Raw genomic sequence first — 25509 nt, forward strand, 5'->3', positions numbered from 1 at the left:
GAGATATAACAACTCTGTGGCTTTGAGCAAGAATAAAAAAGTCTGTTATTGTTTCTGTTTTTAAGATTTAAGAATGCGCATGATTTCATGTTTACCTGTCTTTTTTAATTTTATTCCTGCATTAAGCTTAGCACATTTTTTACCATCAACAATGAGTGTATTTTGGGAACCCCATTTGACTTTAATTGTATAAAGAGCATCATAAAATTTCATTTTTGCTTCATATTCAGGCCATGAAGAGGGTAAATGTGGGCGTAAAAATAATTGATTGCCTTGACGTTGAATCCCAAGAATGGCTTGTATTGCAGCATGGTAGAACCATCCCGCTGAACCTGTATACCATGTCCAACCGCCTTGTCCACGGCGTGGTTCAATGGCGTATATGTCTGCAGCCATAACATAGGGTTCAACACGATAAATCTCGGGATTTTGACCATGGGTGATTGGGTTGATCATAGAAAATAGAGAATAAGCTTTGTCTGCTTCGCCCATCTCAGCAAGCGCTAAAATGCTCCAAATGGCACCATGAGTATATTGACCACCATTTTCTCGAATGCCTGGTGGATAACCTTTTATATAACCCGGTTCGAGAGTACTTTTATCAAAAGGAGGCCAAAAAAGACGTATAAAGCCACCTTTTTTATCCCATAGATGTTCAAGCATTGAAGCCATTGCTTGTTTTTGGCGCTTAAGTGATGCCATTTGAGAAATAACAGCCCAAGATTGCGCAATAGTATCAATTTGGCATTCATCATTTGTTTTTGAACCAAGGGGAGTCCCATCATCAAAATAACCACGTCGATACCAAGCGCCATCCCAACCGTTTTTTTCTAGAGCTTTCTTCAAACGTTTAAGGTATGTACTCCATGTTTTAGCATGGTTATGGTCGCCACGTTTTTGAGCAAGAGTGATAAAGGCTTGTAAAGTGTTACCAAGAAACCACCCCAACCAAGTGCTTTCACCTTTTCCTTTGATGCCTACCAAATTCATGCCATCATTCCAATCACCGCCTAAAATGAGAGGGAGACCATGTTGCCCACAACGTTTGATGGCAAGATCTAATGCTAAAGTACAATGTTCATAAAGTGTTGCTGTTTTTTGAGATTGCGTAGGTTGAAAATAAGCATCCTGTTGTTCTGTCTTTAGAGAAGGACCTTCAATGAAAGCAATTGGAGTATCAAGAAAGTCGTATTCACCAGTGGTGTTAACATAAAGGGCAGTACCATAAGCTAACCAAACAATGTCATCGGAAATGTGTGTACGAACACCAGCATTGCTATGAGGAAGCCACCAATGCTGTACATCACCTTCGAGAAATTGATGCGTTGCAGCGTTTAACAATTGTTGTCGTGCTAGCTGGGGTTTGAGTAATAGCAAAGACAAGCTATCTTGTAATTGGTCGCGGAAGCCGAATGCACCACTGGCTTGATAAAAAGCTGCACGTGCCATGATACGACATGCATAAATTTGATAAGGTAGCCAATGATTGACCATAATGTCGAAAGAAGGATCCGGCGTTTTGATTTGTAATGGGGAAACAAAATCGTTCCATTGTTGTTTTTGTTGTGCAAGCAGAACGTTAAAATCATTTACACGGATTTGATCTAAAAGTTTTTCAGCTTCTTGCATATTTTGAGCATTGCCAAGATAGAAGATGATCTCTTTTGTTTGTCCAGGTTCTAGATCAATATCATAAGCTAATGCCGAGCAAGGATCGCAGCCTGCTTCAACTGTATTTGAAAGTGCTCTAGCTTGATGGAGTGCACGGGGATGCTTGACTGTTCCTGTAGAGCCAATAAATTCAAGACGATCGGTGGTAAAACTGGTTGGCATTTCTGATGCCGATAAAAAAGCGACCTGTTGAGGTGTTTCAATCTGATAAGGGTTTTGAATAAAATATGCACCACGGTTGGAATCATAAGAGGGAAGGATAAAGGGGGCGTATTTTGTACGGATATTTCCTAAAACCCATTCAACATAATTATAAAGGCGGAAGCTTCGTGGTTTTTTCCCTTCATTTCTGATGATAAGACGGGAAAGGCGAACTGGTTTTTTCAGATCGATCGTGTGGGTAAGTTCTAATGCGATTTCTGAATGTATGGATTTAAAGGTTGAGAATCCAAAACCATGGCAAGCTTCATAAACAACATTTTCATTACATTCGACAGAAGAAACTGGCGAAAAACGCTTTAAAGACAAGCGGTCAACAAGATAAAGCGCTTCTCCTGGGCGATTTGAAACAGGATCATTTGACCAAGGTGTTAAATGGTAATCACGACTGTTGTTAGCCCATGTGAAGGTTGCACCTTCAGCTGATACATGGAAGCCAAAGTGGTCATTGGCAATAACGTTAATCCATGGATGTGGTGTGTTTGTGTGTCCGTTAAGACGTATGACATAATGGTTATAATGATTAAAACCGCCATAACCATTCCAATACTTTAAATCTTTACCATGAGCAGGAAGGCGTGAGGGTTTTGGTTGGCCAATAAGACCAATCGAAGTAAAAAGGTTTGGTTCAGTTGGTGTTGCTACTTGCCTTTTTTTGTTATATTTACCGTGGTTTAATTTATTATTCAATTCTTGATGACTATTGTGGGCAGCCAGATTAGAATCAATATTTTCAATACGTTTGAGTTGTTCAGACAAAGATCCATTTTGAGCATGAAGGACAATACGGGCTGATGCAAGAAGTGTCTTGAAACTTTGTTCATTCATCTGATCACGCCGAAGGGTAAAAATATGTTGGCGTTTATCAGTTTCAGTAGTGTTGTGACGGTAGGATTCGCATACCCATTCAATAGCGCGTTGCGTATTTTGTATATAAGAAAATGCCTGTTCATTCAAAATAACTAGATCAATAATTAATCCACGCGTACGCCAATATTCATGTGCTTTGAGGAGTTCACGAAGTACAGTTAAATCCATTTCATTATCTAACCTTAAAAGGCAGATAGGGGTATCCCCTGAAAGGGACATTGGCCAGAGATCAGATTGTTTGCCAAGAGTTTTTGCTAATATTTCAGGAGGAAGACGCCATGAGCGGTCTGGATAGATAAGCGGTGTTGCATATTTTTGATAAGTAATAGCTTCTCTAGGGTGGATGCCGCTCTGATATAATGCAACTTGTGAGCGTGTCCATGCCATTGAAAATTCTCGCTGGAACATATTGGGTTGTCGATAATGTTTAATATGATTTTGCAACGTTTCTTTTGAATTAGCAGCAAAAGTCCAAAAGATGAGTTCAGTTTTTTCATGTGCAGGAATTTTTATACGGCAGCGGAGTGAGATGATTGGATCAAGTACGCAGCCTTGGCTATTGCTAAAACGAGCATTTTGGTCAAATGCAGCTGGTCGGCAAATAGAGCGACCACGACCGATAAATAGGGAACGGTCGGTTTCAGATTCTGCTTCTGGGATAGTGCCAGCTGTATTGGTAACAAAATGGGTGATATGGATCTCGGGATCATTAGGGGCGCGTTTGCGCCTTTTAGCAAAAATTGTCCCTCCTGAATCGACAATTTCTGTTTCTATAAACATACGTGAAAAAATGGGATGGATGCAATCAGTATCCATTGTTGCGAGCGCTAATTCACCATAAGAAGTAACTTCAATCAAGCGATCTTTGTTGGTTGTATTTATAAGCTGTAGACGTCGGCCTTCGCCATCATTTTCTGATGTAACGAGACATTCAAGTGTTGATTTAATGCCATCAACCATTTTCATATATTCAGCTTTTTCATCTGAAAAAATGCTGATCGTTTCTTCTTCGGCAACACGTGTTGGTTCACTAGTCGCAGACCACCAACGTCCACTATGCGTATCGCGCAGGAAGAATAAGGTGCCTTGTTGATCTTCAGCGATATCAGGAATAAAGCGCGTGATCATGTAATCATGCCACCGACTATAACCGGAACCATTAGCTGTTAACATTGTAGAATAAAAACCGTTTGATAAAAGCAAAGTTGCACGGGGTTTGAAAAGTGGGTTAGTGATAATGCGTGTAGGAGCGTTATCAAATTCTTGAGATTTATTGCGCTTAGGATTGGCAATTTTTGTGTGAATGACAGGAATTTGAGTTGGAGCTCTTTCTTGTAATAACAATTGTATTGCTTCAATGACTGGGTCACGATGAAAGCGATTACGCATCTGCCCTTCAAAAATGATATTGTTGATAGCAAGAATTGACATGCCATGATGATGTGCATAATAATTACGTACAATGGCGTATTTTTTCCCCTTTTGTACACGTGAGGGAGTAAAATCGATAGAATCGTAATAACCATATGTTCCTAAAGCTCCAAGATCACGCAGTCGTTTTAAATTTTTTACGGCGTGCTTTGGCATATATTGTGCTGCTAAAAGGCTTGCGTAAGGAGCAATAACTGCATTGCGCGATAAACCGCGTTGCAGTCCAAGGTTTGGATCTCCAAAGCTAGCATATTGGTAATTCATTAAGTGGTCACGAGCATTAAATGCGGCTTCTGATATACCCCATGGCAATCCTCGTTTATGGGCGTATTGTATTTGATGATGAATAATTAATCGATTAGTTTGATCCAGTATTGATCCTGAGGGTTCACGTATGATGAGAGATGGCATCAAATATTCGAACATGGATCCAGACCATGATAAGAGAGCACCTTTCCAACCAATCGGGATGAGTAACCGGCCGAGATGAAACCAATGTTTGAATTTGATATCGCCTTTCGCGATAGCAAAAAGGCTTGAGAGGCGTGCCTCTGAAGCTAGAAGGTCATAACAGCCTTCATCAAGCTTATTTTCCTGAACACGATAGCCAATGGATAAGAGTTGCCGTTCAGGCTGCTCCAAAAAGTCAAATTCCATATCAAAAGCTATTTGCCGTGCATTTGTAGCTAAAGTGTTTAATTTTTGACGTATTTTTTTAGTATCATAATTACTGCTAACATCATGATGATGGGCTTCGCAGGTTTCTATGAGGCATTTGGCCCAGGAGTGTGCTCGAGCAGATTCTACCGTTTGAATTTTTTGATCGAATTTAGCGGTTAAATCTACAATCTCACGGGCTGCAAGTGAAAGATTAATGATGCGAAAAGGAATAGTGTTTGGGTTTTCTATGAGAGTATTAATAGTGCAATGAAAATTGGCTATACGTTCTTCGATCCGTTTGCGTAATGGACGTAAAATATTTTGGTCATCTGGAATTTCTTTTATCGTTTCTTTAAGGATATCGTTGACATCAAATAAACCCGCTAGATTACTTTGCAAAAAAATGCGAGGTGTCTCGGCCCATTCACTTAAAGTAGAAGAAAGTGTTACCAAATGGCCAGCAAGATTTCCTGAATCAACTGTTGATACATAGGTTGGCAAAAGAGGCTTGAGTGTATCAGTTGCATACCAATTATACAGATGGCCACGGAATTTTTCCATTTTTGCAAGAGTGTTTAAAGTGCATTCGATGCGTGTAATTGTCTCTTGACAACTAATCCAGCCGAAATCACGCGCGGCGATAGTGGAAAGTAGGTAAACTCCAATATTTGTAGGTGAAGTGCGTTGAGCAATTATAGGTTTAGGGTCTTCTTGGAAATTATCGGGTGGTAAATGATTATTTTCTGCATTAACAAAGGTTGCATAATAAAGCCAAGTCCTTCGTGCAATACGTCGGAGTATTTTTTTGTCATCTGAAGATATATCAAGCGTATCCTGAGATGTTGATGGTTGGCTGACAAACCAAGCAATGAGAGGTGAGAAAAACCAAGTTATTCCAAAGGGCAGAGCAATAAAGCTTGCTGGGGAATATGAAAATATAGGCAGTATTACAGCGATAATCCCAATAAGTGATGCTGGCCACATTGCGAGGACATAGAATTCTAAACTGTTAGGGATTGATTTTGTTGCAGCGGAGGTTTTCCATTCAAGAAGATATTGTTTTGAAATCGTCATCCGGTAAAGTGCGCGGATGATTGCATCAGTCATAAAATAAGCTGAGTAGGCAATAAACGTAGTTTTAAGAAATATATCTGCTGCTGTGAAAGCAATTTTGCTCAAAATTGATTGGAGATGCCCATACCAAAAATGATTAAGGCTAGAAGGAATAATGATTTGAAGCACGCCCAAAATTGGCGAGATAAAGAGACTAAGCAGCAAGAATATTTGCCAGACAATAGCTGTCTTTAACGGTAAAATAGACCACCCTGTAATTGCTGCGATGAGCCACATAAGCGGTGTAAGGGAACGACGCAGATTATCTTGCATTTTCCAACGAGTGGTAAGGCTAATTTTACGCCAATTTAAGAGATAGGGTAATAACTGCCAGTCACCACGAATCCAACGGTGATGACGGTTAACATCAACATTGTAGGCTGTTGGATAATCCTCAATTATTTCCACATTAGTCACTAGTGCGGTACGCGCATAACTTCCTTCTAAAAGATCGTGACTGAGAACAGTATTTTCTTTAATTTTACCATTCAGTGCTTTTTCAAATGTATCAATGTTATAAAGACCTTTGCCGGTGAAAGTTCCTTCTCCTAGAAGATCTTGATAGGTATCAGACACAGCAAAGACGTAAGGATCAATGCCACGATTGGTAGAAAAAATCTTTTGTAGAATGGATGTTTCTTTTCCTGAGGTGAGAGAAGGTGTGATACGGGGTTGTAAAATGCCGTAACCTTTTACAATTCTCCCACTTTGGGGATCAAAAATAGGAGAGTTGAGTGGATGGTTAAGTTTTCCAACGAGTTTTGCGACGCTTTCAGGTGTTAGACGTGTGTCTGAATCCAAAGTCATAATAAAACGGCAATCCATGGGAAGATGTGGATCTGGTGCATAGAAGCTTGTATTTTTATCTCCTCTTAATAAGAGATTAAGTTCATGGAGTTTACCACGTTTACGTTCCCACCCCATCCAGCATTTTTCGCTGGCATTATAAAAACGCCGACGATGTAAAAGAAAAAAGAGGGGGGTATCATCACGACGATAACGGTGATTAAGTTTAGCGATACTCTTCTGCGCATAGTGTAGCAGATTAAGATCATCTTGTGTTTCTTCTAATGAAGCATCGCTCCAATCTGTAATGAGAGCGAAATGAATAGCACCTTTTGGATTAGAAAGATAATGCACTTCAAGATTGCGCACTTGCTCATCAATAGAATCACGTGATGTAATTAAAGTAGGAACAACAACCATTGTGCGCGCGTTTTTGGGAATACCTTCTTTATATTCATAACCAATGAGCTGTTTTGATGGAACAAACCATGAAACAAGAGTATTAAAGAAAGAAAAAGCAGCATCCATAGCAGGAAAAATTGCTAAGGCTGTAAAAAGGACAGTCTTCAACGGTGTTAAGTCTGATGTCCGTAATAGAATATAGATTGTCAATAAAAGAGCGAGCGTTAAAAAAGAAACAGGAATTGCAATCGTTCCTATTTTTAAGCCACGGTAAGCACGTACCCATTTCATGAAAAGCGATGGGGAGTATCCACAAGCTTTTTCAAAGGCATAACGCCCATCGTCAACAAGATACCATCCAATAGAGGAACCGTTATGATGAGAATTATATTTAGAGGCAAGATGTGCCATTTCCACAGCTTTACACGCGACTTCAACTTCGCTGAGAGAAGAACCCCGCGCAATTGTTTCGATCACTTGTCGATAGGCATTGCGTGAATAGGGATCAATTTCAGAAAAGTCACTCTTTTCACGTAATATAAAGTCAACAGAACTTACGCGTTCGAACCATACTGTCCAATCAACATCATCAATGGTTTTGAGGGCACGAATAATATTGCCCATGGTTACACCATCTGCTGCTTGACGGGTATGTTCATCAGCAGTTGCAATTTGGGGACTACTGCTTTGATGATGCAATTGTTTTTCAAGCCAATTTAATGCCACTGTTGAATCAACAGATGCACCTCGTAAACGGTAGAATAAATGAGCTGAAAAAGTCGAATCTGCAGTTAATTCTTCATAAAGAGTGAAAAGACTGTGTAATTTGGTTTCATTTTTCGCAAGAGCAATTTTGTCGGCTACCTCATTAGCGAGATGACGCATATGCTGTGTTTCTTTAATCCGCAATGAAATACGACGAATATTTTCAATGAGCAGCATACGTACAACAGAAGGTAGGGCCCATAATTCAGCAATTGTAAGATTATCAATTTCTTGAAATCCATTGACTATAGCAGTGAGCGTTTCTTGTGAAAATCTGCTGTCTGTATGAGCAATATAAAGCCAGGCTAAAGCAAAAATACGTGGAATTTCTGCTTTTTTTTTATAAGGGGGAAGTTGTTTGATGAAGGATTGTGGGAAGTTATAGCGTAGCTGTTGTATGGTTTTATCAATTGTATAATGATTATCAATAAGCCATTGAGCAGAGGGTGCAATAGTTTCATTGTTATCGGAAGCAATATCACTGCTGCGAAAAGTATGAAGAATAAGTTTGGCATTTTCGATCAAGCGTCTACGAAAATCATTTTCTCCTTCATATTCAGGAAGTGAAATTTCTTTGCCAGAGGCTATATCATGGCCTAGTTTATAAAGTTCTTCTTCGGATTTATAACTTGAACGAATAGGAAAGTTGGTTTCAGCAAAAGAGCGGAATTTTGTTTTTTGAGAAAAAAAACATTTCATAAAAGATATTGTGAGCGCCATAATACTATATTGTCATTAAATGATGCGGTTTCTTTTTTATTCAAAGGGCTTTTGGCATTTTATTATAATAAGCTTTTTATTTTTATTTAGAAGTATTTGTAATGTTTGACGAGATCATTGAAGAATCAAGAAGGGAAATATTAAAGAATAAAAAAGGCCGCTAGAAAAACGAGCGGCCTTACTTTTTAACTATAACTATTAATCCATTAATCTTGTTCTTGCTTTTTTAAAGCTGCGCCAAGAATATCACCAAGAGAAGCGCCAGAATCTGTTGAGCCATATTGAGCAACAGCTTCTTTTTCTTCTGCAATTTCTAAAGCTTTGATAGATACTGAAAGCTTGCGTGTTTTTTTATCGAATGCAGTAATGCGGGCATCAACTTTTTGACCAATAGAAAAACGTTCAGGACGCTGTTCATCACGATCACGCGCTAAATCAGTCCGGCGAATGGTTGTTTCAAGATTGTGGTCAACCAATTTTACATTAATGTCATTGTCATTGATTCCAGTAACTTCACATGTCACAACAGCGCCTTTGCGGAGTTCGCCAGATGCTGCTGCTTCTCCAACTTTATCACTAGAAAGTTGTTTGATGCCAAGAGAGATACGCTCTTTCTCAACGTCGACATCAAGTACCACAGCTTTAACGATATCACCTTTATTGTAAGTATCAATGACTTGTTCACCGGGACGATTCCAATCAAGATCAGAAAGATGAACCATACCATCAACATCGCCTTCAAGCCCAATGAAGAGACCAAATTCTGTTTTGTTTTTGACCTCTCCTTCGATTTGTGAATTGACAGGAAATTTATTGGCAAAAGCAACCCATGGATTTTCAAATGTTTGCTTTAAACCAAGAGAAATACGCCGTTTAGAAGGATCAATTTCAAGAACAACCACTTCCACTTCTTGCGATGTAGACAGAATTTTTCCAGGGTGAACGTTTTTCTTTGTCCAACTCATTTCGGAAACATGAATCAACCCTTCAATTCCTGGTTCAATTTCAACGAAACCACCATAATCAGTAATGTTGGTAACAGCACCAGTAATTTTTTTGCCAACTGGGTATCTGGCACTGATGCTTTCCCAAGGATCATTTTCAAGTTGTTTCATTCCAAGAGAGATACGATGTGTGTCTTGATTGATACGAATAATTTGAACTTTAATAGTTTGACCAATTGTGAGAATTTCAGATGGATGATTAACACGCCGCCACGCCATGTCCGTAACATGTAAAAGACCATCAATTCCACCAAGATCAACAAAAGCACCATAATCGGTGATATTCTTAACCACACCTTCAACAATTTGGTTTTCTTCAAGATTTTGAACGATTTCTGAACGTTGCTCAGCGCGGCTTTCTTCTAAGACGGTACGACGTGAGACAACAATATTACCACGACGACGATCCATTTTCAAAATTTCAAAGGATTGTGAATTATGCATAAGAGGTGAAACATCACGAATAGGGCGAATATCGACTTGACTGCGAGGCAAGAAAGCAACAGCACCATCGAGGTCGACGGTAAAGCCTCCTTTTACTTGGCTAAAGATAACGCCATCGACGCGTGCACCAGCGTTAAACTTTTCTTCCAAACGAATCCAGCTTTCTTCACGCCGTGCTTTTTCACGTGATAGAATAGCTTCGCCCATCGCATTTTCAATGCGTTCAATATAAACTTCGACTTCATCTCCAACTTGCAAAGAACCGTCTTTTCCTTTAACTCCAAATTCTTTGAGTGGAATACGTCCTTCAACTTTAAGTCCAGCATCAATAATGGCCATGTCTTTTTCGATTGCAATGACACGGCCTTTAACAACGGATCCTTCATTAAGATCATTAGTTTGAAAAGATTCCATTAAAAGGGCTTCGAAATCCGCTGTTGTGGGATTGTATTGTGACATAAGAACTCCTGATACATACCTTTATTGTCAAGATTTAAAGGTATAAGCGCTAGGTTAGTGTTGATATGAGGTAACTTCCTGCCTTTTTCCTTAATACAGGAAGAAAAATTAGCGCTTGGCCGGAAATCACCTTGATGACTTCATCCAATTATACGCGCTTTTATGATAGGATCAATAAAAGTGCATGCAATTGTAAACGTTGCTTCTATACTCAATTCTGACGTATCAAGCAAGTGGGCGTTTTTCGCTGGTTTTAATGGACTTTTTTTGCGGGTTATATCGCGGCTGTCACGTTGTTCAAGCTGAGCTAGGATTTCATGATAATCTGCTTGGAATCCTTTTTTTAAAATTTCTTGATAGCGTCGTTTTGCTCGTGTTTGAACATTGGCTAGAACATAAAGCTTAACATCGGCATCGGGACAGACAACCGTGCCAATATCGCGGCCATCCAGCACGCTGCCAGGTAAAACTTTAGTAAAGTTACGTTGTTTGGCAACAAGGATTTCGCGTACAGCTGGTATAATTGCTATTTTTGAAGCGGCTTCGCCAAGTTCATGAGAAGAAAGAACAGCTGGATTTAAAGTGTTGAAATCAAGTTCTGTAGCATAAGCAAGTGCACTTTTTTCATCATCAAGAGATAATTTTTGTTGTAAAAGTGCATAAGCAACACCACGATAAGTGAGCCCAGTATCGAGATAGCGAAGACGATAATGCATAGCAATTTTTCGTGCTAATGTTCCTTTCCCTGAGGCTGCTGGTCCATCAATTGCTATAACAAAAGGTTTCAAGAAATTTTCCCCCCAAGTTTTTGCATAAAAGGGATAAATTCTGGAAAACTAGTAGCGATCATTCGTTTATCGTCAATGGTAACAGGTTTTTCTGATACCAGTCCAAAGATAAGAAAAGACATAGCAATCCGATGATCAAGATGTGTAGTGACATATCCACCACCAAGTCCTTTTGTAGAGCTTTTTCCATAAACAATGAGAAAATCCATACCTTCTTCACAATCGACGTTATTGATTTTTAGTCCTTGAGCAAGTGCAGACAGTCGATCTGATTCTTTAACGCGCAATTCTTCAATTCCTAGCATAACAGTTTTGCCTTCAGCGAAAGCTGCTGCTACTGCCAAAGCAGGATACTCATCAATCATTGATGGGGCTCGTTCTTTAGGCACAGTTATGCCTTTTAGCATTGATGATTTGACCCGCAGATCCGCAATGTCTTCTCCACCTGTTTGGCGTTGGTTCAAAAGTTCAATTTGAGCGCCCATTTCCCACAATGTTTCGATAAGCCCTATTCGAGAGTTGTTTATAAGCACATTTTCAATGGTGATATCAGAATCTTCTACAAGAAGGGCTGCGATAATTGGAAAAGCTGCAGAAGAGGGATCACCTGGAATATCAATCGCTTGTCCAGTAAGGTGTGGTTGACCACTGAGATGGATAAAACGTGTTCCTTCTGCATCTGTTTCTATCTCAAGTTCAGCACCAAACGCTTTTAACATTTTTTCCGTATGATCTCGTGTGAGAATTGGTTCAATAACAGTTGTGGTACCAGCGGTATTGAGTCCAGCAAGGAGGATTGCTGATTTAACTTGGGCGGAAGCCATTGGAATACGGTAGCGAATCGGGTTAGCCATTTTCGGGCCATAAAGCGTTAAAGGGAGATGGTCGCCATATTTCGCTTCAATTTCAGTACCCATTAATCGTAACGGGTCTAGGATACGTCCCATTGGACGTTTGGAGAGAGAGGCGTCACCGATAAAAGTTGTTTTCATATGATAAGGACCAACCATCCCCATAACTAAGCGGGCACCTGTGCCAGCATTGCCGAAATTTAAAGGTTGTTGTGCAGCTAAAAGACAGCCGTTGCCGGTTCCTCGGATGATCCAGAGATCCTCTTTTCTATGAATACAGGCGCCCATAGCCTGTATAGCAGCAGCTGTATTGAGAACGTCATCGCTTTCAAGCAGTCCGCGGATATGTGTTTCACCACTTGCTAATCCTCCCAATATAAGGGATCGATGGGAGATTGATTTATCTCCTGGTATTTTAATTTTGCCAGAAAGATTGGTAGATTGGTAGGAGGTTATAGGTATTGCTTTTTGCATAGAAGTTCTATTTATTTCCATCTGAATTTTACAAAATTAAGCATCCTTTAGCACATGCTTTGAGAAGCGTCATGAGAAAATCCGTGTGGAATGACGTATTTATCTTTGACAAAGGCATTGTCTTTCGATTAAGGAGCATAAAATTTGTCTTTAATGAATGATAGCTAACCAAAGAGGCACGGTCCATGGCAAAACAGGAACTTGGAACCAAACGTGTTGACCCGGAAACGGGAAAAAAGTTTTATGATCTTAATCGTGATCCTATTGTATCACCTTATACAGGAATTTCTTATCCGCGTTCTTATTTTGAGGTTGCGGCAGCTGAAGCAAATAGTGAAGAAGAAGTTGATACTGAAGAGCTTGATACAGCACTTGAAAAATCTGCCTTTATGCTTCTTGAAGAAGATGGGGATGATTCTAAAGATGATGATATTCCTGATTTGGAAGATAGTGATGTCGATTTGGGTGATGACGATGACACGTTTTTATCTCACGATGATGACGACGAGGATGATGACGTTACCGGTATTCTAGGAGGCGGTGTGTCTAAGGACGACGATTCTTGAGAGAAATAAGAGAGCGTTCTTTTCATTGAATGCAAAATCTTCTTGATCTTCAATTTTTCTCGTTCTAGAAAACTTCCCCAAGATTGTTTATCGATTGGGAAAAAATGCGTTTTTATGTGGGGCTATAGCTCAGCTGGGAGAGCGCTTGCATGGCATGCAAGAGGTCAGCGGTTCGATCCCGCTTAGCTCCACCAAAAAGGCTATTATTTTAAGAGAGAATCAGATTTAAATCTGTTTTGAGAGATGCTATTTTAGCTTTACTGGTCTCTCTTAGTATTTTTCGATGATTTCGTAATGCATCTGTTTTATTTACGATGCATTTTTGTTACCTTGTAAGATTCATACGATTTTATTGTTATGAAAGCGAACAAGCAGATTGGTGCGTAAAAAGAAAAAGCAAGCTGTTTATCATTTGTGACATAATGCATAGAAAAAAGAGGTATCTGGATAAAAAGGTATCATCAATAAAGGTTATCTGTTATACAATAATGCATTGATTTATAATGATAATTCATCATTTTGCAACTTGAACTATTCCCCAGAATACAGCAAGATTCTTCATTTCAAACTCTCTTATATTAAATCAATTACAGCCATCCGCTTGTACGTTACAACAGGGATTGGAGTGTGGACAAAAAATCATTTAAGAAAAGAGTAAATATGCCTCTTATGAACCATCGCAATGCAAGAATTCTCCGCAACATTGGGAGTTGGAAAATAGTATGATGGTGGCAGCTTGTTATAACAAGCAACCTTTGTTCCTATAACTCAAGTAGAACGCTTATGCCAACATTATTGCTTAAATTTAAAGGTTTTTGTGCAGCTAAAAGGCAGTTATTATAGATTCTACGAATGATTGAGATATTATTTTTCTTAAGAAAGTTTTATTGGATTATTTGCTGTTGAATGGGGTTTATATGTGCCTTTCAGTTTTGTGATTTAAATGTCTCAAAAAGAGGCTTTTTTCATTTCTCGTGCGAGAACTCTTGTTTTTAGGGTTGGATTGCAGCACAACAGGGAAAATGGAATTATTTGAGGGGAAAAAATAATGCCTTCTTACCGTTCAAGAATATCGACTCATGGGCGCAATATGGCAGGGGCCCGCAGTCTTTGGCGTGCAACAGGAATGAAAGATACTGATTTTGGTAAACCCATTATTGCGATTGCGAATTCTTTTACACAATTTGTACCAGGGCATGTCCATTTAAAAGATCTTGGGCAACTGGTGGCACAACAAATAGCGTTTTCTGGCGCTGTCGCGAAAGAATTTAACACGATTGCTGTAGATGATGGAATTGCTATGGGGCACGATGGAATGCTTTATTCTTTGCCTTCACGTGAAATCATTGCTGATTCTGTTGAATATATGGTCAACGCCCATTGTGCAGATGCACTTGTCTGTATTTCCAATTGTGACAAAATTACACCTGGTATGTTAATGGCTTCTTTACGGTTGAATATTCCAACAATCTTTGTTTCAGGGGGGCCTATGGAAGCAGGTAAGATTAAATGGAAAGATAAAAATCTGGCTGTTGACTTAGTTGATGCAATGATTGCTACAGCTTCTGAGTATAATTCAGACGACGAAGTTGCTGAAATGGAACGTGCTGCTTGTCCTACATGTGGTTCTTGTTCAGGAATGTTTACTGCTAATTCTATGAATTGTCTGACTGAAGCATTAGGGCTTTCTCTTCCTGGAAACGGTTCAATATTAGCAACGCATGCAGATCGTCGGTTGCTTTTTGAAGAAGCTGGACGACAGATTGTCACATTGGTTAAGCGTTATTATGAAGAAGATGATGAGACAGTTTTGCCGCGTTCTATTGCTTCGCGTAAAGCTTTTGAAAATGCAATGACTGTTGATATTTCCATGGGGGGATCAACCAATACTGTTCTACATCTTTTAGCAGCGGCGCAAGAAGCTGAGGTAGATTTTAACATGACGGATATTGATCGTCTTTCACGTCGTGTTCCTGTTTTATGTAAAGTTGCACCTGCTGTTGCGAATGTGCATATGGAAGATGTTCATCGTGCTGGTGGTATTATGGGACTTTTAGGTGAATTGAATGTGGCTGGACTCATTGATACATCCGCTTATACAGTTCATGCGAAAACGATGAAGGAAGCTCTTTACCGCTGGGATGTGAAACGAACTAAAGAACCAACTATTCATGAATTTTACCGTGCAGCTCCAGGTGGTATTCCAACACAGACAGCTTTTAGCCAATTTTGTCGCTATGACACCCTTGATCTTGATCGTGAAAAAGGTGTAATCCGCGATAGTAAACATGCTTATTCGCAGGATGGAGGATTGGCAGTTCTTTATGGAAATCTTGCAGAAGATGGTTGCATTGTAAAAACAGCAGGTGTTGATCAATCAATTTTAACGTTTAAAGGTCCAGCAAGAATTTTTGAAAGCCAAGATTCAGCTGTTTCGGCGATTTTGACCGATAAAATTAAATCAGGTGATATTGTTTTAATCCGTTATGAAGGTCCGCGCGGTGGACCTGGGATGCAAGAAATGCTCTATCCCACGAGCTATCTCAAATCCAAAGGATTGGGAAAGGTTTGTGCACTTATAACGGATGGTAGATTTTCTGGAGGATCTTCAGGGCTTTCTATCGGACATATTTCACCAGAAGCTGCTGAAGGAGGCACAATTGCTCTTGTGGAAGAGGGTGATATAATAGAAATTGATATTCCTAACCGTACTATTCATATGTTGGTAGATGATATTGAGATTATGCGCCGTCGTGCCAAAATGCAAGAAAAAGGAAACGCCGCTTGGCAACCGGTTGAGAAGCGTAAACGTAAAGTTTCAAAGGCGCTTAAAGCCTATGCAGCTATGACAACTTCTGCTGCTAAAGGTGCAGTGCGCAGCATTTGATTGAGTGAAGAAATCAGTTTGTGGAAGATGCATGGGGAAGAAGAGATTTCTTAAATGCTTAATATTCTAAGCTGATTATTGTGAGCCCTTTCGATGAGTAAGATTTTTGGAAATGGTGGAGTGATTTTAGGAGGTTAAAGATTACATTTCTCTTTCATACAGAAGGTGAAAAAATCGATTCTAGCAAATGCGATCTATAAACTCTTTCCCTATAGAAGAGATAATTATCATGACAAGATATTGATTTATAATGATAATTCATCGTTTGCAACTTTAATGAGAGACCTTAAAATTGTAAGATTCTCCCATTTCGACTCTTCTTATAATAAATCAACCAAAGCCCTTCCTTTGCACGTCACAAAAGGGATTAGCATGTGGAAAAAAACCATTTCAGAAAGGAGTAAATATAACTTTTATAAAAGGTCTAAATTCAAAAGCTATCGTAACATGACACTGAGTAGTAAAAAGAAATAATAATACAGTGAATAACAAATATAATTTAAAAATAATGCGTAATGATATATTTTTTGATTTTTTATTAAAGAAATTACATTTGTTCAAGTTGTTTGAGGCGATAAAGTTCTTCTAAAGCTTTTTTAGGTGATAACTCATCAGGATGAATATTTTTTAAAGCTTCATGGATCACACAACATTTATTTGTTTTTTCACTTGTGACAGATGTTTCTTTAAGGGAAAAGAGTGGTAAATCATCAATTAATTTATCTCCTTTTCCAGCCATTTCACTTTGTTCTAATTGATGGAGAACATCGGTAGCACGTGTAATAACCGCTGTGGGAAGCCCAGCAAGCTTTGCAACTTGTACACCATAAGATCGATCAGCAGCTCCTGGCATGACTTCATGAAGAAAAACAACCTCGCCATTCCAATTTTTAACTTTCATTGTTACATTATGAAGACGGTTGAGTTTTTCTGTGAGTGCTGTCATTTCATGGAAATGTGTAGCGAGAATAGCACGACAGTGGTTAACTTCGTGCAGATATTCAACGGTTGCCCAAGCAATTGAAAGTCCATCAAAAGTTGATGTTCCACGCCCTATTTCATCGAGAATAACAAGGGAATGATGACTTGCATGATTAAGAATCGTTGCTGTTTCGACCATTTCCATCATAAAGGTTGAGCGTCCTCGTGCAAGATCATCAGAAGCTCCAACACGACTAAATAAGCGATCAACAACGCCGATATGAGCTGAAGCAGCTGGGACAAAAGAACCCATTTGCGCCATAATAGCAATGAGTGCGTTTTGCCGCAAGAAAGTTGATTTTCCCCCCATATTAGGACCTGTTAAGAGCCAGATTGCTGCATATTGATGATTTTCTTGCACAGAGAGGTCGCAGTTATTGGCAACAAATGGTTCTGCAGCTTGCTTTCGAAGTGCTTGCTCTACGACGGGATGACGTCCCGCGGTGATATGAAAAGTAAGTGATTGGTCAATTTTAGGACGACAATATCCTTGTTCTTCAGCTAAATGTGCCAAAGCAACGGAGACATCCAAGATAGCAAGCGCTTCAGCAGCTTTACGAATGAAGTCAACTTGTTCTGTAATTTCATGAACAAGATTGTCAAAGATTTCCAGTTCAAGCGTCAGAGCATGGTTGGCTGCATGGGCAATACGGCTTTCAAGATCGGCAAGTTCTGTTGTGGTAAAACGCATAGCGTTTGCCATTGTTTGTCGGTGAATAAAACGTGCTTTTGCTTGTGAGGTATTGGTGAGAGCTGATGCTTGTAAATTGGTTACTTCAATGAAATAGCCTAGAATATTATTATGCTTTATTTTGAGGGTCTTAATATCAGTTTCTTGGGCATATTTTGCTTGAAGTTCAGCAATGACACGGCGTGATTCATCGCGTAGAGCACGCATTTCGTCGAGCTCTTGGTGATAATGCGGGCGAATAAAACCACCATCACGTTTAAGCAGAGGGAGATTATCGCCTAATGCTTTTTCTAAATGAAAATGCAAGGCAGTCGGTAAATGTGAGAATATTTGTTGTACATCGCTTATTTCTTCAGGAAGCAATTCATTATTAAGAAGCTGATCAAGTTCACAAATGATTTCAAAACCGCGTTGAATTGCCGCTATATCACGTGGTCCTCCTCGTCCAAGAGCCAAACGTGAAACTGCACGGGGCATATCTGGCCCCCCTTTCAAAGCGAGCTTTATAGCTTCTGCAAGTGAAGTATTATGCAGAAAAAAGGTAATTGAATCTAGGCGCTTATCAATAGCAGCAGGTGTAGTGAGAGGAGCAATTAAACGATCAATGAGAAGGCGTGATCCTCCTCCTGTTACAGTGCGATCAATGGCTTTCAGTAAGCTTCCATCACGTTGACCAGATGTGGTTCGAACAAGTTCAAGACTCAGTCTGGTTGCGGCATCAATAAAAAGGGTAGCATTTTCATTTTGGCGTTCAGGGCGCATGAGTGGGGGGCGATGAGTGATTTGCGTTTTTTCGATATAACGAATAGCAGCGGCTATTGCGGAGAGTTCAGAACGTGAGTAATCGGCAATACCTTCAAGGGTTGAAAGTTTAAAATAATTGCAAATATCTCGTTCAGCAGTAATTGCGTCAAAAAGACTAGCTGGTTGAGGTGAGGCAATACGATCGAGCGCATTGAAAAGTGATTTATGAGATTTATCATGAAAAAAGGAGTCCGCTACAATGATTTCTTGTGGATCCACGCGCATAATATCTGCCAAAAGTTTTTCATGGCGGCTTTCTGTTACACGAAATATACCTGTTGAGATATCAATCCAGGAAAGTGCAAATTCTTCTCCTTCGCTAGTTTTGATGCGAGCAAGTGTCATTAGATAATTTGCACGTGTTGGATCAAGAAGCTTTTCTTCTGTTATGGTTCCAGGTGTGACAAGGCGCACAACATTACGCCGAACAACTGATTTTGAACCACGCTTTTTAGCTTCCGCAGGATCTTCTGTCTGTTCACAAACAGCAACACGGTAACCACATGCGATCAGTTTTTGCAAATAATCATCTGCAGCATGAACAGGAACACCACACATAGGAATATCTTCACCTAAATGTTTTCCGCGTTTTGTAAGTGTGATTCCTAAAGCCTGAGCAGCTTCGATTGCATCATTAAAAAATAGTTCATAGAAATCACCCATGCGGTAAAAGAGAAGGGAATCGCTATTAACTGCTTTGATTTCTATATATTGCTCCATCATCGGTGTAAGGCGTTCTTGACGAGGAGGAGATGAAGGTGCGAGCTGTGGGATTAACTCATTTGTATGGTTGGTTTTGTTATCCATTTTTACGCGCTCGTTTTCTTCAAGTGAGGCTTTGAAGCCCTTTTTTGTTTACTTCAATGTTTATCTTCATTATCTCTATTGTTTTTGAATTGAAACGCACGAACAGGTCTGCCAGAGCAAGCATAGCGATTTCTAGCATATGAATCAAATTTTAAAATCAGATAATGGTAGGCATTATCGAACAGAATTTACACTATTTTTGGAGAAAATTAAGTGAAATGAAAAAAAGTGAGCAGGATCAAAAAACGCATCAAAAGGTTTATAGTACCAGTGAGCGCGAAGCCCTTGATTTTCATAGTCGTGGTCGACCAGGCAAGCTTGAAATTATTGCAACAAAGTCTATGGCAACGCAGCATGATTTAGCACTTGCTTATTCGCCAGGTGTTGCTGTTCCGGTTAAAGCAATTGCTGAAAATCCAGCGCTGGCTTATGATTATACAGCAAAGGGCAATCTTGTTGCTGTTATATCAAATGGAACCGCTATTTTGGGTTTAGGTAATTTAGGAGCACTAGCATCTAAGCCGGTGATGGAAGGCAAAGCGGTGCTTTTTAAGCGCTTTGCCGATATTGATTCAATAGATCTGGAAATTGATACGAATGATCCGGAAAATTTTATCAATCTGGTACGTCATTTGGAGCCTTCTTTTGGTGGTATTAATCTTGAAGATATTAAAGCACCTGAATGTTTTATGATCGAGAGTCGCTTACGCGAGATAATGAAGATTCCTGTTTTTCACGATGATCAACACGGTACAGCAATTATTGTAGCTGCTGGTGTACTCAATGCTCTGTATTTAACTGGGCGTGATATGCAAAATACGCGGTTAGTTTGTAATGGTGCTGGTTCTGCAGGGATTGCTTGCATTGAACTCATTAAAGCGATGGGATTTCGACCTGAAAATATCATATTATGCGATACTAAGGGCGTTGTCTATGAAGGTCGTGAAGAGGGGATGAATCAATGGAAATCTGCTCATGCTGTTCGAACTGATAAACGCACTCTCGCTGAAGCGATGGAAGGCGCTGACATGTTTTTTGGGGTTTCTGCTAAAGGCGCAATTACTCCTGAGATGGTAAAGTCGATGGCACCTCAACCGATTATTTTTGCTATGGCGAATCCTGATCCAGAAATTACACCAGAAGAAGTTATGCAAGTACGTCATGATGCCATTATAGCAACAGGTCGTTCCGATTATCCAAATCAGATTAATAATGTTCTTTGCTTTCCTTATATATTTCGTGGTGCGCTTGATGTGCGTGCGACGGTCATCAATGAGGAAATGAAAATTGCTGCAGCAAGGGCTCTTGCTGCTTTAGCTCATGAGGAAGTGCCTGACAGCGTTGCGGAGGCTTATCGTGGCAAGCGATTAAAATTTGGTCCCAATTATATCATTCCTGTTCCTTTTGATCCACGTTTGTTCACAGTTGTTTCAATTGCAGTTGCAAAAGCGGCAATGGAAAGCGGTGTTGCGCAAAAGCATATTGATAATTTAGAAGCTTATGAACGCGATTTAAATGCGAGACGTGATCCTATTTCATCTATTATGCGTGGTGTTTATAATCATGTTCGGCAAGCACCTAAACAAATTGTCTTTGCAGAAGGTGAAGAAGAGCAGGTAATGCGGGCAGCTGTTTCCTATGTTCATCAAAAACTGGGGCAAGCGATTTTGATTGGTCGTGAAGAACAAGTTAAGGAAACTGCCGCTGTTGCTGGAATTGATCTTCAGCGTGAAGGTATTTCTGTTATGAATGCTAAGCTTTCTTGTCGCGTGGATGCTTATGCTAATTATCTTTATAAAAAAATGCAGCGTCAAGGTTGGTTGTTGCGTGATTGTCATCGTCGTATCAATAATGATCGCAATTATTTTGCTGCTTGTATGGTGGCATTAGGGGATGCTGATGCAATGGTGACAGGGGTTACACGCAATTATGAAACAGCATTGATTGATATTCGTCGAGTGATTTCTGAGAAACCAAAAGAACGGTTACTTGGTATTTCAATGGCCATTTGTCGTGGACGAACTGTGTTTATTGCCGATACAGCTGTTTACGAGGACCCTAACGCTGAGGAACTTGCTGATATAGCGGAACAGACAGCTTCTTTTGTTCGTGGGTTCGGATATCAGCCACGGGTGGCATTTGTAGCATTTTCTACTTTTGGGTATATGAAAGGATCGGTTACACAGCATATTCAGGATGCTGTTAATATTTTACATGAACGCAATGTTGATTTTGAATTTGATGGAGAAATGAGTGCTGATGTGGCACTTAATTCGAAGTTAATGCAACAGTATCCTTTTATGGGATTAACAGATACTGCTAATATTTTAGTGATGCCTGGATATCATGCATCTTCCATTGCTAGTAAAATGTTGCAAGAGCTTGGTGAAGCAACCATTATTGGCCCTATTTTGATTGGCTTGGAAAGATCTGTCCAAATTGTACCGTTTAGTGGAAGCGATACGGATGTTTTCAATATCGCAACACTTGCCGCTTATCATGCGAAGAAGTTATAAAAAATAAAGGCCTTTGATATTTCAAGGCCTTTTTGTTGAAAAAATAAATTTTTAGGATGGTTGAGTTTGGCTATTTTTTTGTTCTTCAGCAACGCGTTTTTGGAATAGAGCTGCAAAATCGATTGGATCAATCCACAAAGGTGGAAATCCACCATTTTGGGTAGCATCAGATATAATCTGCCGAGCAAATGGGAACAAAAGACGAGGACATTCAATAAAAACAAGCGGCATAACGTGTTCCTGTGGGATATTCTTGATATGGAAAACACCACCGTAAATCAGTTCTACATGAAATAATGTTTCATTATCATCATTGGCTTTAACTGAGAGGGACAAAACAACATCATAATTGTCGTCACCAATTGGGTTAGCGTTAACATTGATATTGATGTCGATTTGTGGTGCCTTTTCCCGTGGACGCAATGAGCGAGGAGCACTTGGGTTCTCAAATGAAAGATCTTTTAAATATTGAGTCAATACAGCAAAAATTGGCTCTCCACCATTGTTGTTAATTTCACTTTCGGCCATACTACGAACCTCTCATTATAATGTATGTATTTCTATTTTAGATCTAAAGATAGGGCTGGTTATCACGCCTTGCAAAAGGTTTCAAGGAATGGTCTGCTTATCTTGATTATTTTTTTAGCTCGTTACAGATTTTTTTGGCATTTCAATGATTATAATCATTTTTACGCCATGGAGATTCTGTGGTATTGGAGACTTGATAGTCTTCTGCTTTAAGATCAATTATTTTTTCAGACTCATTTTGGGCGTTGGTATTATTTTTAGGGTGGGTGTTCATTTTATTTCTGAAGGATGAAAACAAATACCAGACAAAAGGACGGATTGGTTTAATAAGAAATAATATTCCCAAAATATCACTTACAAAGCCGGGAAGAATAAGCAAAATTGCGCCAATAATGATGAAAGCATCATTGATAATATTATTCTCTAATTTATGTTCTTGGATGACTTCACGTTGTATATTTTTTAAGAGGCTAAGCCCTTGAATTCGCAATAAAATGCTTCCAGCTATTGTTGTTAAAATGATCAAACTCAAAGTTGCCAAAATTCCAATTTCTTTTCCAACAAAGATAAAACCGGCGATTTCAACTAAGAGAGCGCCTAGGATGAAAATGATAAAAAGGCGAGGATTTATAAGATAAGATTTTATCACAGGAAAATTCCCTTTGTTAAGGTATTGGAGCAGAAAATTATAGGAGCTATCCTTTTTAAATTTAAAAATTAGCGCTATAAAAATATTTGAATAGTAGATTACCTATTTTACATGTTTATTGATAAATGGTATTGACAGCAATGTTTTATTACGGATCATCTTAGATTTGGAGATTGACAGCGCCCATGGAATTTGACGTCGTACTTTTTGTAGCTCTTGTTGTTATGGTTGTTGTTTTTGTGCAACTCCGTAACGTATTAGGAAAACGGATTGGTTTTGAAAAGCCTCCCTTTGATCCTTATTCAGGTTGTACTAAAAAACAGATCGAGTCAGAAACGACTGACAATATTGTTTCGTTCCCTCATCAAGCCAATTCGCAAAAAAGTGATTTTAGCGAAATAGACGCAATTTCACCAGAGGGAAGTGCACTAAATGAAGGTTTACGTGCACTGCGCCAGAATGATCCTCATTTTTCTCCTCAATTTTTTATAAAGGGTGCTCAAGTTGCTTATGAAATGATTGTAACAGCTTTTGCTAAAGGTGATCGCGATCAACTTAAGAGATTGCTTTCTCAGAATGTTTTTGAAAGTTTTTGTGCAGCCATTGAGCAACGCGAAAAAAACAATGAAAAAGTCCAATTTACTTTTGTTGGAATTAATAAAATCGAATTTGTCGCAGCAGCAGTGCAAGAAAAAGAACAGTTTTTGACTGTGCGTATTGTCAGTGAAATGATTTCTGTCACTTACAATGAGCAGGAAGAACCTATAGACGGTGATCCTGATGCTATTGTTGAAATTAGGGATGTTTGGACTTTTGTTCGCAATAGTCTATCGTCAGATCCTAACTGGAAGCTTTTTGCAACAGAAGATGAAAATTAAGGTGTTTTTCATCCTAAGATCATATCAATAAAGTTTATGAGAGATTGAAACTTCCAATGTCTATGGGTGAATGGAGACAAAAAAGAGATCCATTGGTTGCGCAGGATCGTCTACTGTGGGAGATGGTTTGCCGCACAATAATACCCCTTCATGATAAGTTTCCTTCTTCTATTATTTCAGGAGATGTTGCAAATATCGATCATAAGAAACAGCACGTAACACAAATCCTCCCATTGGTTCAGGCAAATCAACAGAGAGAAAAAGTGGTTAAAAAAGAAAAGAGGACGGTTGTACAATTACATGAGTCTTATTTCTTTGATCCTGTTGTACATCGTAAAATTGCCAAGGGTCATTATCCACTTGAGGCTCGTCTTGATCTTCATGGGTATGGGCAAGAAGAAGCCTATTTTTTCTTGAAACAATTTCTACAATCCTCTCAGCAGAAAGGATTGCGTTATGTACTCGTGATAACAGGAAAGGGCCGGTCGCACGGGAGCGATGGGGTTTTGTATCAGTTTGTCCCTCATTGGTTATCAACGCCGACTTTTCGATATTACGTTCATGCATTTGAACAAGCTGCTCGTCAGCATGGTGGTGGTGGTGCGCTTTATGTTCAGTTGCGACGATTTATGCCTGAGAAAAGGGTATGATGTTGTTTGGGTTTTTTTAGCTTCAATATTTTTTTCATCAGATATAGTATTTTGTAGAGCATGGAAGAGATGCAAGAGAGAAAGATTTTGTCGTACAGTTAGGTCATTGCTTTCAATTTTTACTCAAAGTAATTTTATGTTAGTGGTTTTATAAGAGGATTTCCCCATTGATTGCCAAAAAACAATTGTGAAAATAAAGAATATCCAAAGCACTACAGAAGTTTTGAGAGTTTCAGTTTTTCCTTCAACGATTAAACATCTTTTTGCTGGCTTTATTTTTGATTATTTGGGTTAGCATAGACCAATTATTGGGATTGGTGAACGCTATCGGCAGTTGTGTTATCAAAGTCATATGCGGTTGTTTAAAAAATATGAGTCATAAAAAAGTTTTTTGTTTTCGCTTTTGAATTTGGGGTATGCTTTGTAATAAAGTTTATCGCGAACCATTGTTAAGGTTTATAAAGGAACAGATCAGCACCATCATTGTATCTTCGTCCCCAAAAGTGCACTTGTCCTTGCATTAAGATGATTGGTTCATAGAACATATTTAGTTTTTCCCACATTTTCTACACGCTGATTTTTTTTGTGATGCGCAAGTAAACGATTTTTTGATTTTTAAATTAAGAGAGCTCGAATAAAAAAATATTATTCTGTTCACAGATCTCTTTCAATTTAAAAGATTATTTATCTTTAAAATCAATATCTTAATATGATGATAAAAGGATTCGAAAAACTTATTTGTGTTAAGAGATCAATTTTTGCTGATATGCCAAGAGTAAAGGAAGGGTATTTTCAGAAAAGACGGAACATATTTTAAAATGGGCTATTTTATAAAAAGCGTATAGAGTGCGTTTTGGTTTAAAGAAGAAGTATGATTGTGTAGGCAATGAAAGAG

At 39.1% G+C, this 25509-nt stretch carries 12 protein-coding genes and 1 tRNA gene; 6 read left to right on the plus strand and 7 right to left on the minus strand.

The annotated features are described in order from the left end of the window. Positions 1 to 60: 60 nt before the first annotated feature. The 4 genes from MCQ_RS04325 to aroA all read right to left on the minus strand — a co-directional run bounded on the left by MCQ_RS04325 (position 61) and on the right by aroA (position 12657). Positions 61 to 8637 carry a glycoside hydrolase family 94 protein gene (locus MCQ_RS04325; protein ID WP_006923767.1) on the minus strand — a complete coding sequence of 2859 codons (8577 nt, stop codon included), beginning with the start codon at positions 8635 to 8637 and terminating at the stop codon, positions 61 to 63. A gap of 206 nt (positions 8638 to 8843) precedes the next feature. Continuing rightward, positions 8844 to 10544 carry a 30S ribosomal protein S1 gene (gene rpsA, locus MCQ_RS04330; protein ID WP_006923768.1) on the minus strand — a complete coding sequence of 567 codons (1701 nt, stop codon included), beginning with the start codon at positions 10542 to 10544 and terminating at the stop codon, positions 8844 to 8846. Positions 10545 to 10684: 140 nt separating this feature from the next. Further along, on the minus strand, positions 10685 to 11332 hold the full coding sequence (cmk, locus tag MCQ_RS04335; RefSeq protein ID WP_006923769.1) for a (d)CMP kinase: 648 nt from the start codon (positions 11330 to 11332) through the stop codon (positions 10685 to 10687). Further along, complete coding sequence (gene aroA / locus MCQ_RS04340; RefSeq protein ID WP_006923770.1) at positions 11329 to 12657, minus strand: 3-phosphoshikimate 1-carboxyvinyltransferase; 1329 nt, start codon at positions 12655 to 12657, stop codon at positions 11329 to 11331. Before aroA ends, cmk begins: the two co-directional genes overlap by 4 nt. Positions 12658 to 12842: 185 nt before the next feature. On the opposite strand from aroA, the gene MCQ_RS04345 reads away from it, so the two are divergent. The 3 genes from MCQ_RS04345 (at position 12843) to ilvD (ending at position 16110) form a co-directional block, all read left to right on the plus strand. Next, positions 12843 to 13223: a TIGR02300 family protein gene (locus MCQ_RS04345; protein WP_006923771.1), complete on the plus strand. Its 381-nt coding sequence runs from the start codon at positions 12843 to 12845 to the stop codon at positions 13221 to 13223. Between the two features lie 118 nt (positions 13224 to 13341). Beyond that, positions 13342 to 13417, plus strand: a tRNA-Ala gene (locus MCQ_RS04350). An 854-nt stretch (positions 13418 to 14271) separates the two neighbouring features. Beyond that, the gene (gene ilvD / locus MCQ_RS04355) at positions 14272 to 16110 is read left to right on the plus strand and encodes a dihydroxy-acid dehydratase (protein WP_006923772.1); all 1839 of its coding nucleotides are present in this window, start codon (positions 14272 to 14274) and stop codon (positions 16108 to 16110) included. Between the two features lie 547 nt (positions 16111 to 16657). Here ilvD and mutS read toward each other — a convergent pair. Then, positions 16658 to 19393, minus strand: coding sequence for a DNA mismatch repair protein MutS (gene mutS / locus MCQ_RS04365; protein WP_006923773.1), 2736 nt, complete (start codon positions 19391 to 19393; stop codon positions 16658 to 16660). 218 nt (positions 19394 to 19611) lie between these two features. Between mutS and MCQ_RS04370 the strand changes: the two genes are divergently transcribed. After that, entirely contained in the window at positions 19612 to 21909 is a 2298-nt protein-coding gene (locus MCQ_RS04370; RefSeq protein WP_035007896.1) for an NADP-dependent malic enzyme, read from the plus strand. 51 nt (positions 21910 to 21960) lie between these two features. On the opposite strand, the gene secB is transcribed toward MCQ_RS04370, so the two are convergent. Beyond that, the gene (gene secB, locus MCQ_RS04375; protein ID WP_006923775.1) at positions 21961 to 22437 is read right to left on the minus strand and encodes a protein-export chaperone SecB; all 477 of its coding nucleotides are present in this window, start codon (positions 22435 to 22437) and stop codon (positions 21961 to 21963) included. A gap of 142 nt (positions 22438 to 22579) precedes the next feature. Beyond that, entirely contained in the window at positions 22580 to 23086 is a 507-nt protein-coding gene (locus MCQ_RS04380; protein WP_006923776.1) for an FxsA family protein, read from the minus strand. 185 nt (positions 23087 to 23271) lie between these two features. On the opposite strand from MCQ_RS04380, the gene MCQ_RS04385 reads away from it, so the two are divergent. Together MCQ_RS04385 and MCQ_RS04390 are read left to right on the plus strand one after the other, a co-directional pair. After that, entirely contained in the window at positions 23272 to 23964 is a 693-nt protein-coding gene (locus MCQ_RS04385; protein WP_006923778.1) for a Tim44/TimA family putative adaptor protein, read from the plus strand. A gap of 56 nt (positions 23965 to 24020) precedes the next feature. Beyond that, positions 24021 to 24614, plus strand: a complete 594-nt coding sequence (locus MCQ_RS04390; protein ID WP_006923780.1) for a Smr/MutS family protein — start codon at positions 24021 to 24023, stop codon at positions 24612 to 24614. Positions 24615 to 25509: the final 895 nt, after the last annotated feature.

This window comes from Candidatus Bartonella washoeensis Sb944nv (genome assembly GCF_000278135.1).
Taxonomy (GTDB): domain Bacteria; phylum Pseudomonadota; class Alphaproteobacteria; order Rhizobiales; family Rhizobiaceae; genus Bartonella; species Bartonella washoeensis.

What these genes read in the sequence shown, in the direction of transcription:
- aroA (WP_006923770.1), bottom strand. Translation starts at nt 12,657, where the DNA reads ATGCAAAAAGCAATACCTATAACCTCCTACCAATCTACCAATCTTTCT.
- MCQ_RS04325 (WP_006923767.1), bottom strand. Translation starts at nt 8,637, where the DNA reads ATGGCGCTCACAATATCTTTTATGAAATGTTTTTTTTCTCAAAAAACA.
- secB (WP_006923775.1), bottom strand. Translation starts at nt 22,437, where the DNA reads ATGGCCGAAAGTGAAATTAACAACAATGGTGGAGAGCCAATTTTTGCT.
- ilvD (WP_006923772.1), top strand. Translation starts at nt 14,272, where the DNA reads ATGCCTTCTTACCGTTCAAGAATATCGACTCATGGGCGCAATATGGCA.
- MCQ_RS04370 (WP_035007896.1), top strand. Translation starts at nt 19,612, where the DNA reads ATGAAAAAAAGTGAGCAGGATCAAAAAACGCATCAAAAGGTTTATAGT.
- mutS (WP_006923773.1), bottom strand. Translation starts at nt 19,393, where the DNA reads ATGGATAACAAAACCAACCATACAAATGAGTTAATCCCACAGCTCGCA.
- MCQ_RS04345 (WP_006923771.1), top strand. Translation starts at nt 12,843, where the DNA reads ATGGCAAAACAGGAACTTGGAACCAAACGTGTTGACCCGGAAACGGGA.
- MCQ_RS04390 (WP_006923780.1), top strand. Translation starts at nt 24,021, where the DNA reads ATGTCTATGGGTGAATGGAGACAAAAAAGAGATCCATTGGTTGCGCAG.
- MCQ_RS04385 (WP_006923778.1), top strand. Translation starts at nt 23,272, where the DNA reads ATGGAATTTGACGTCGTACTTTTTGTAGCTCTTGTTGTTATGGTTGTT.
- rpsA (WP_006923768.1), bottom strand. Translation starts at nt 10,544, where the DNA reads ATGTCACAATACAATCCCACAACAGCGGATTTCGAAGCCCTTTTAATG.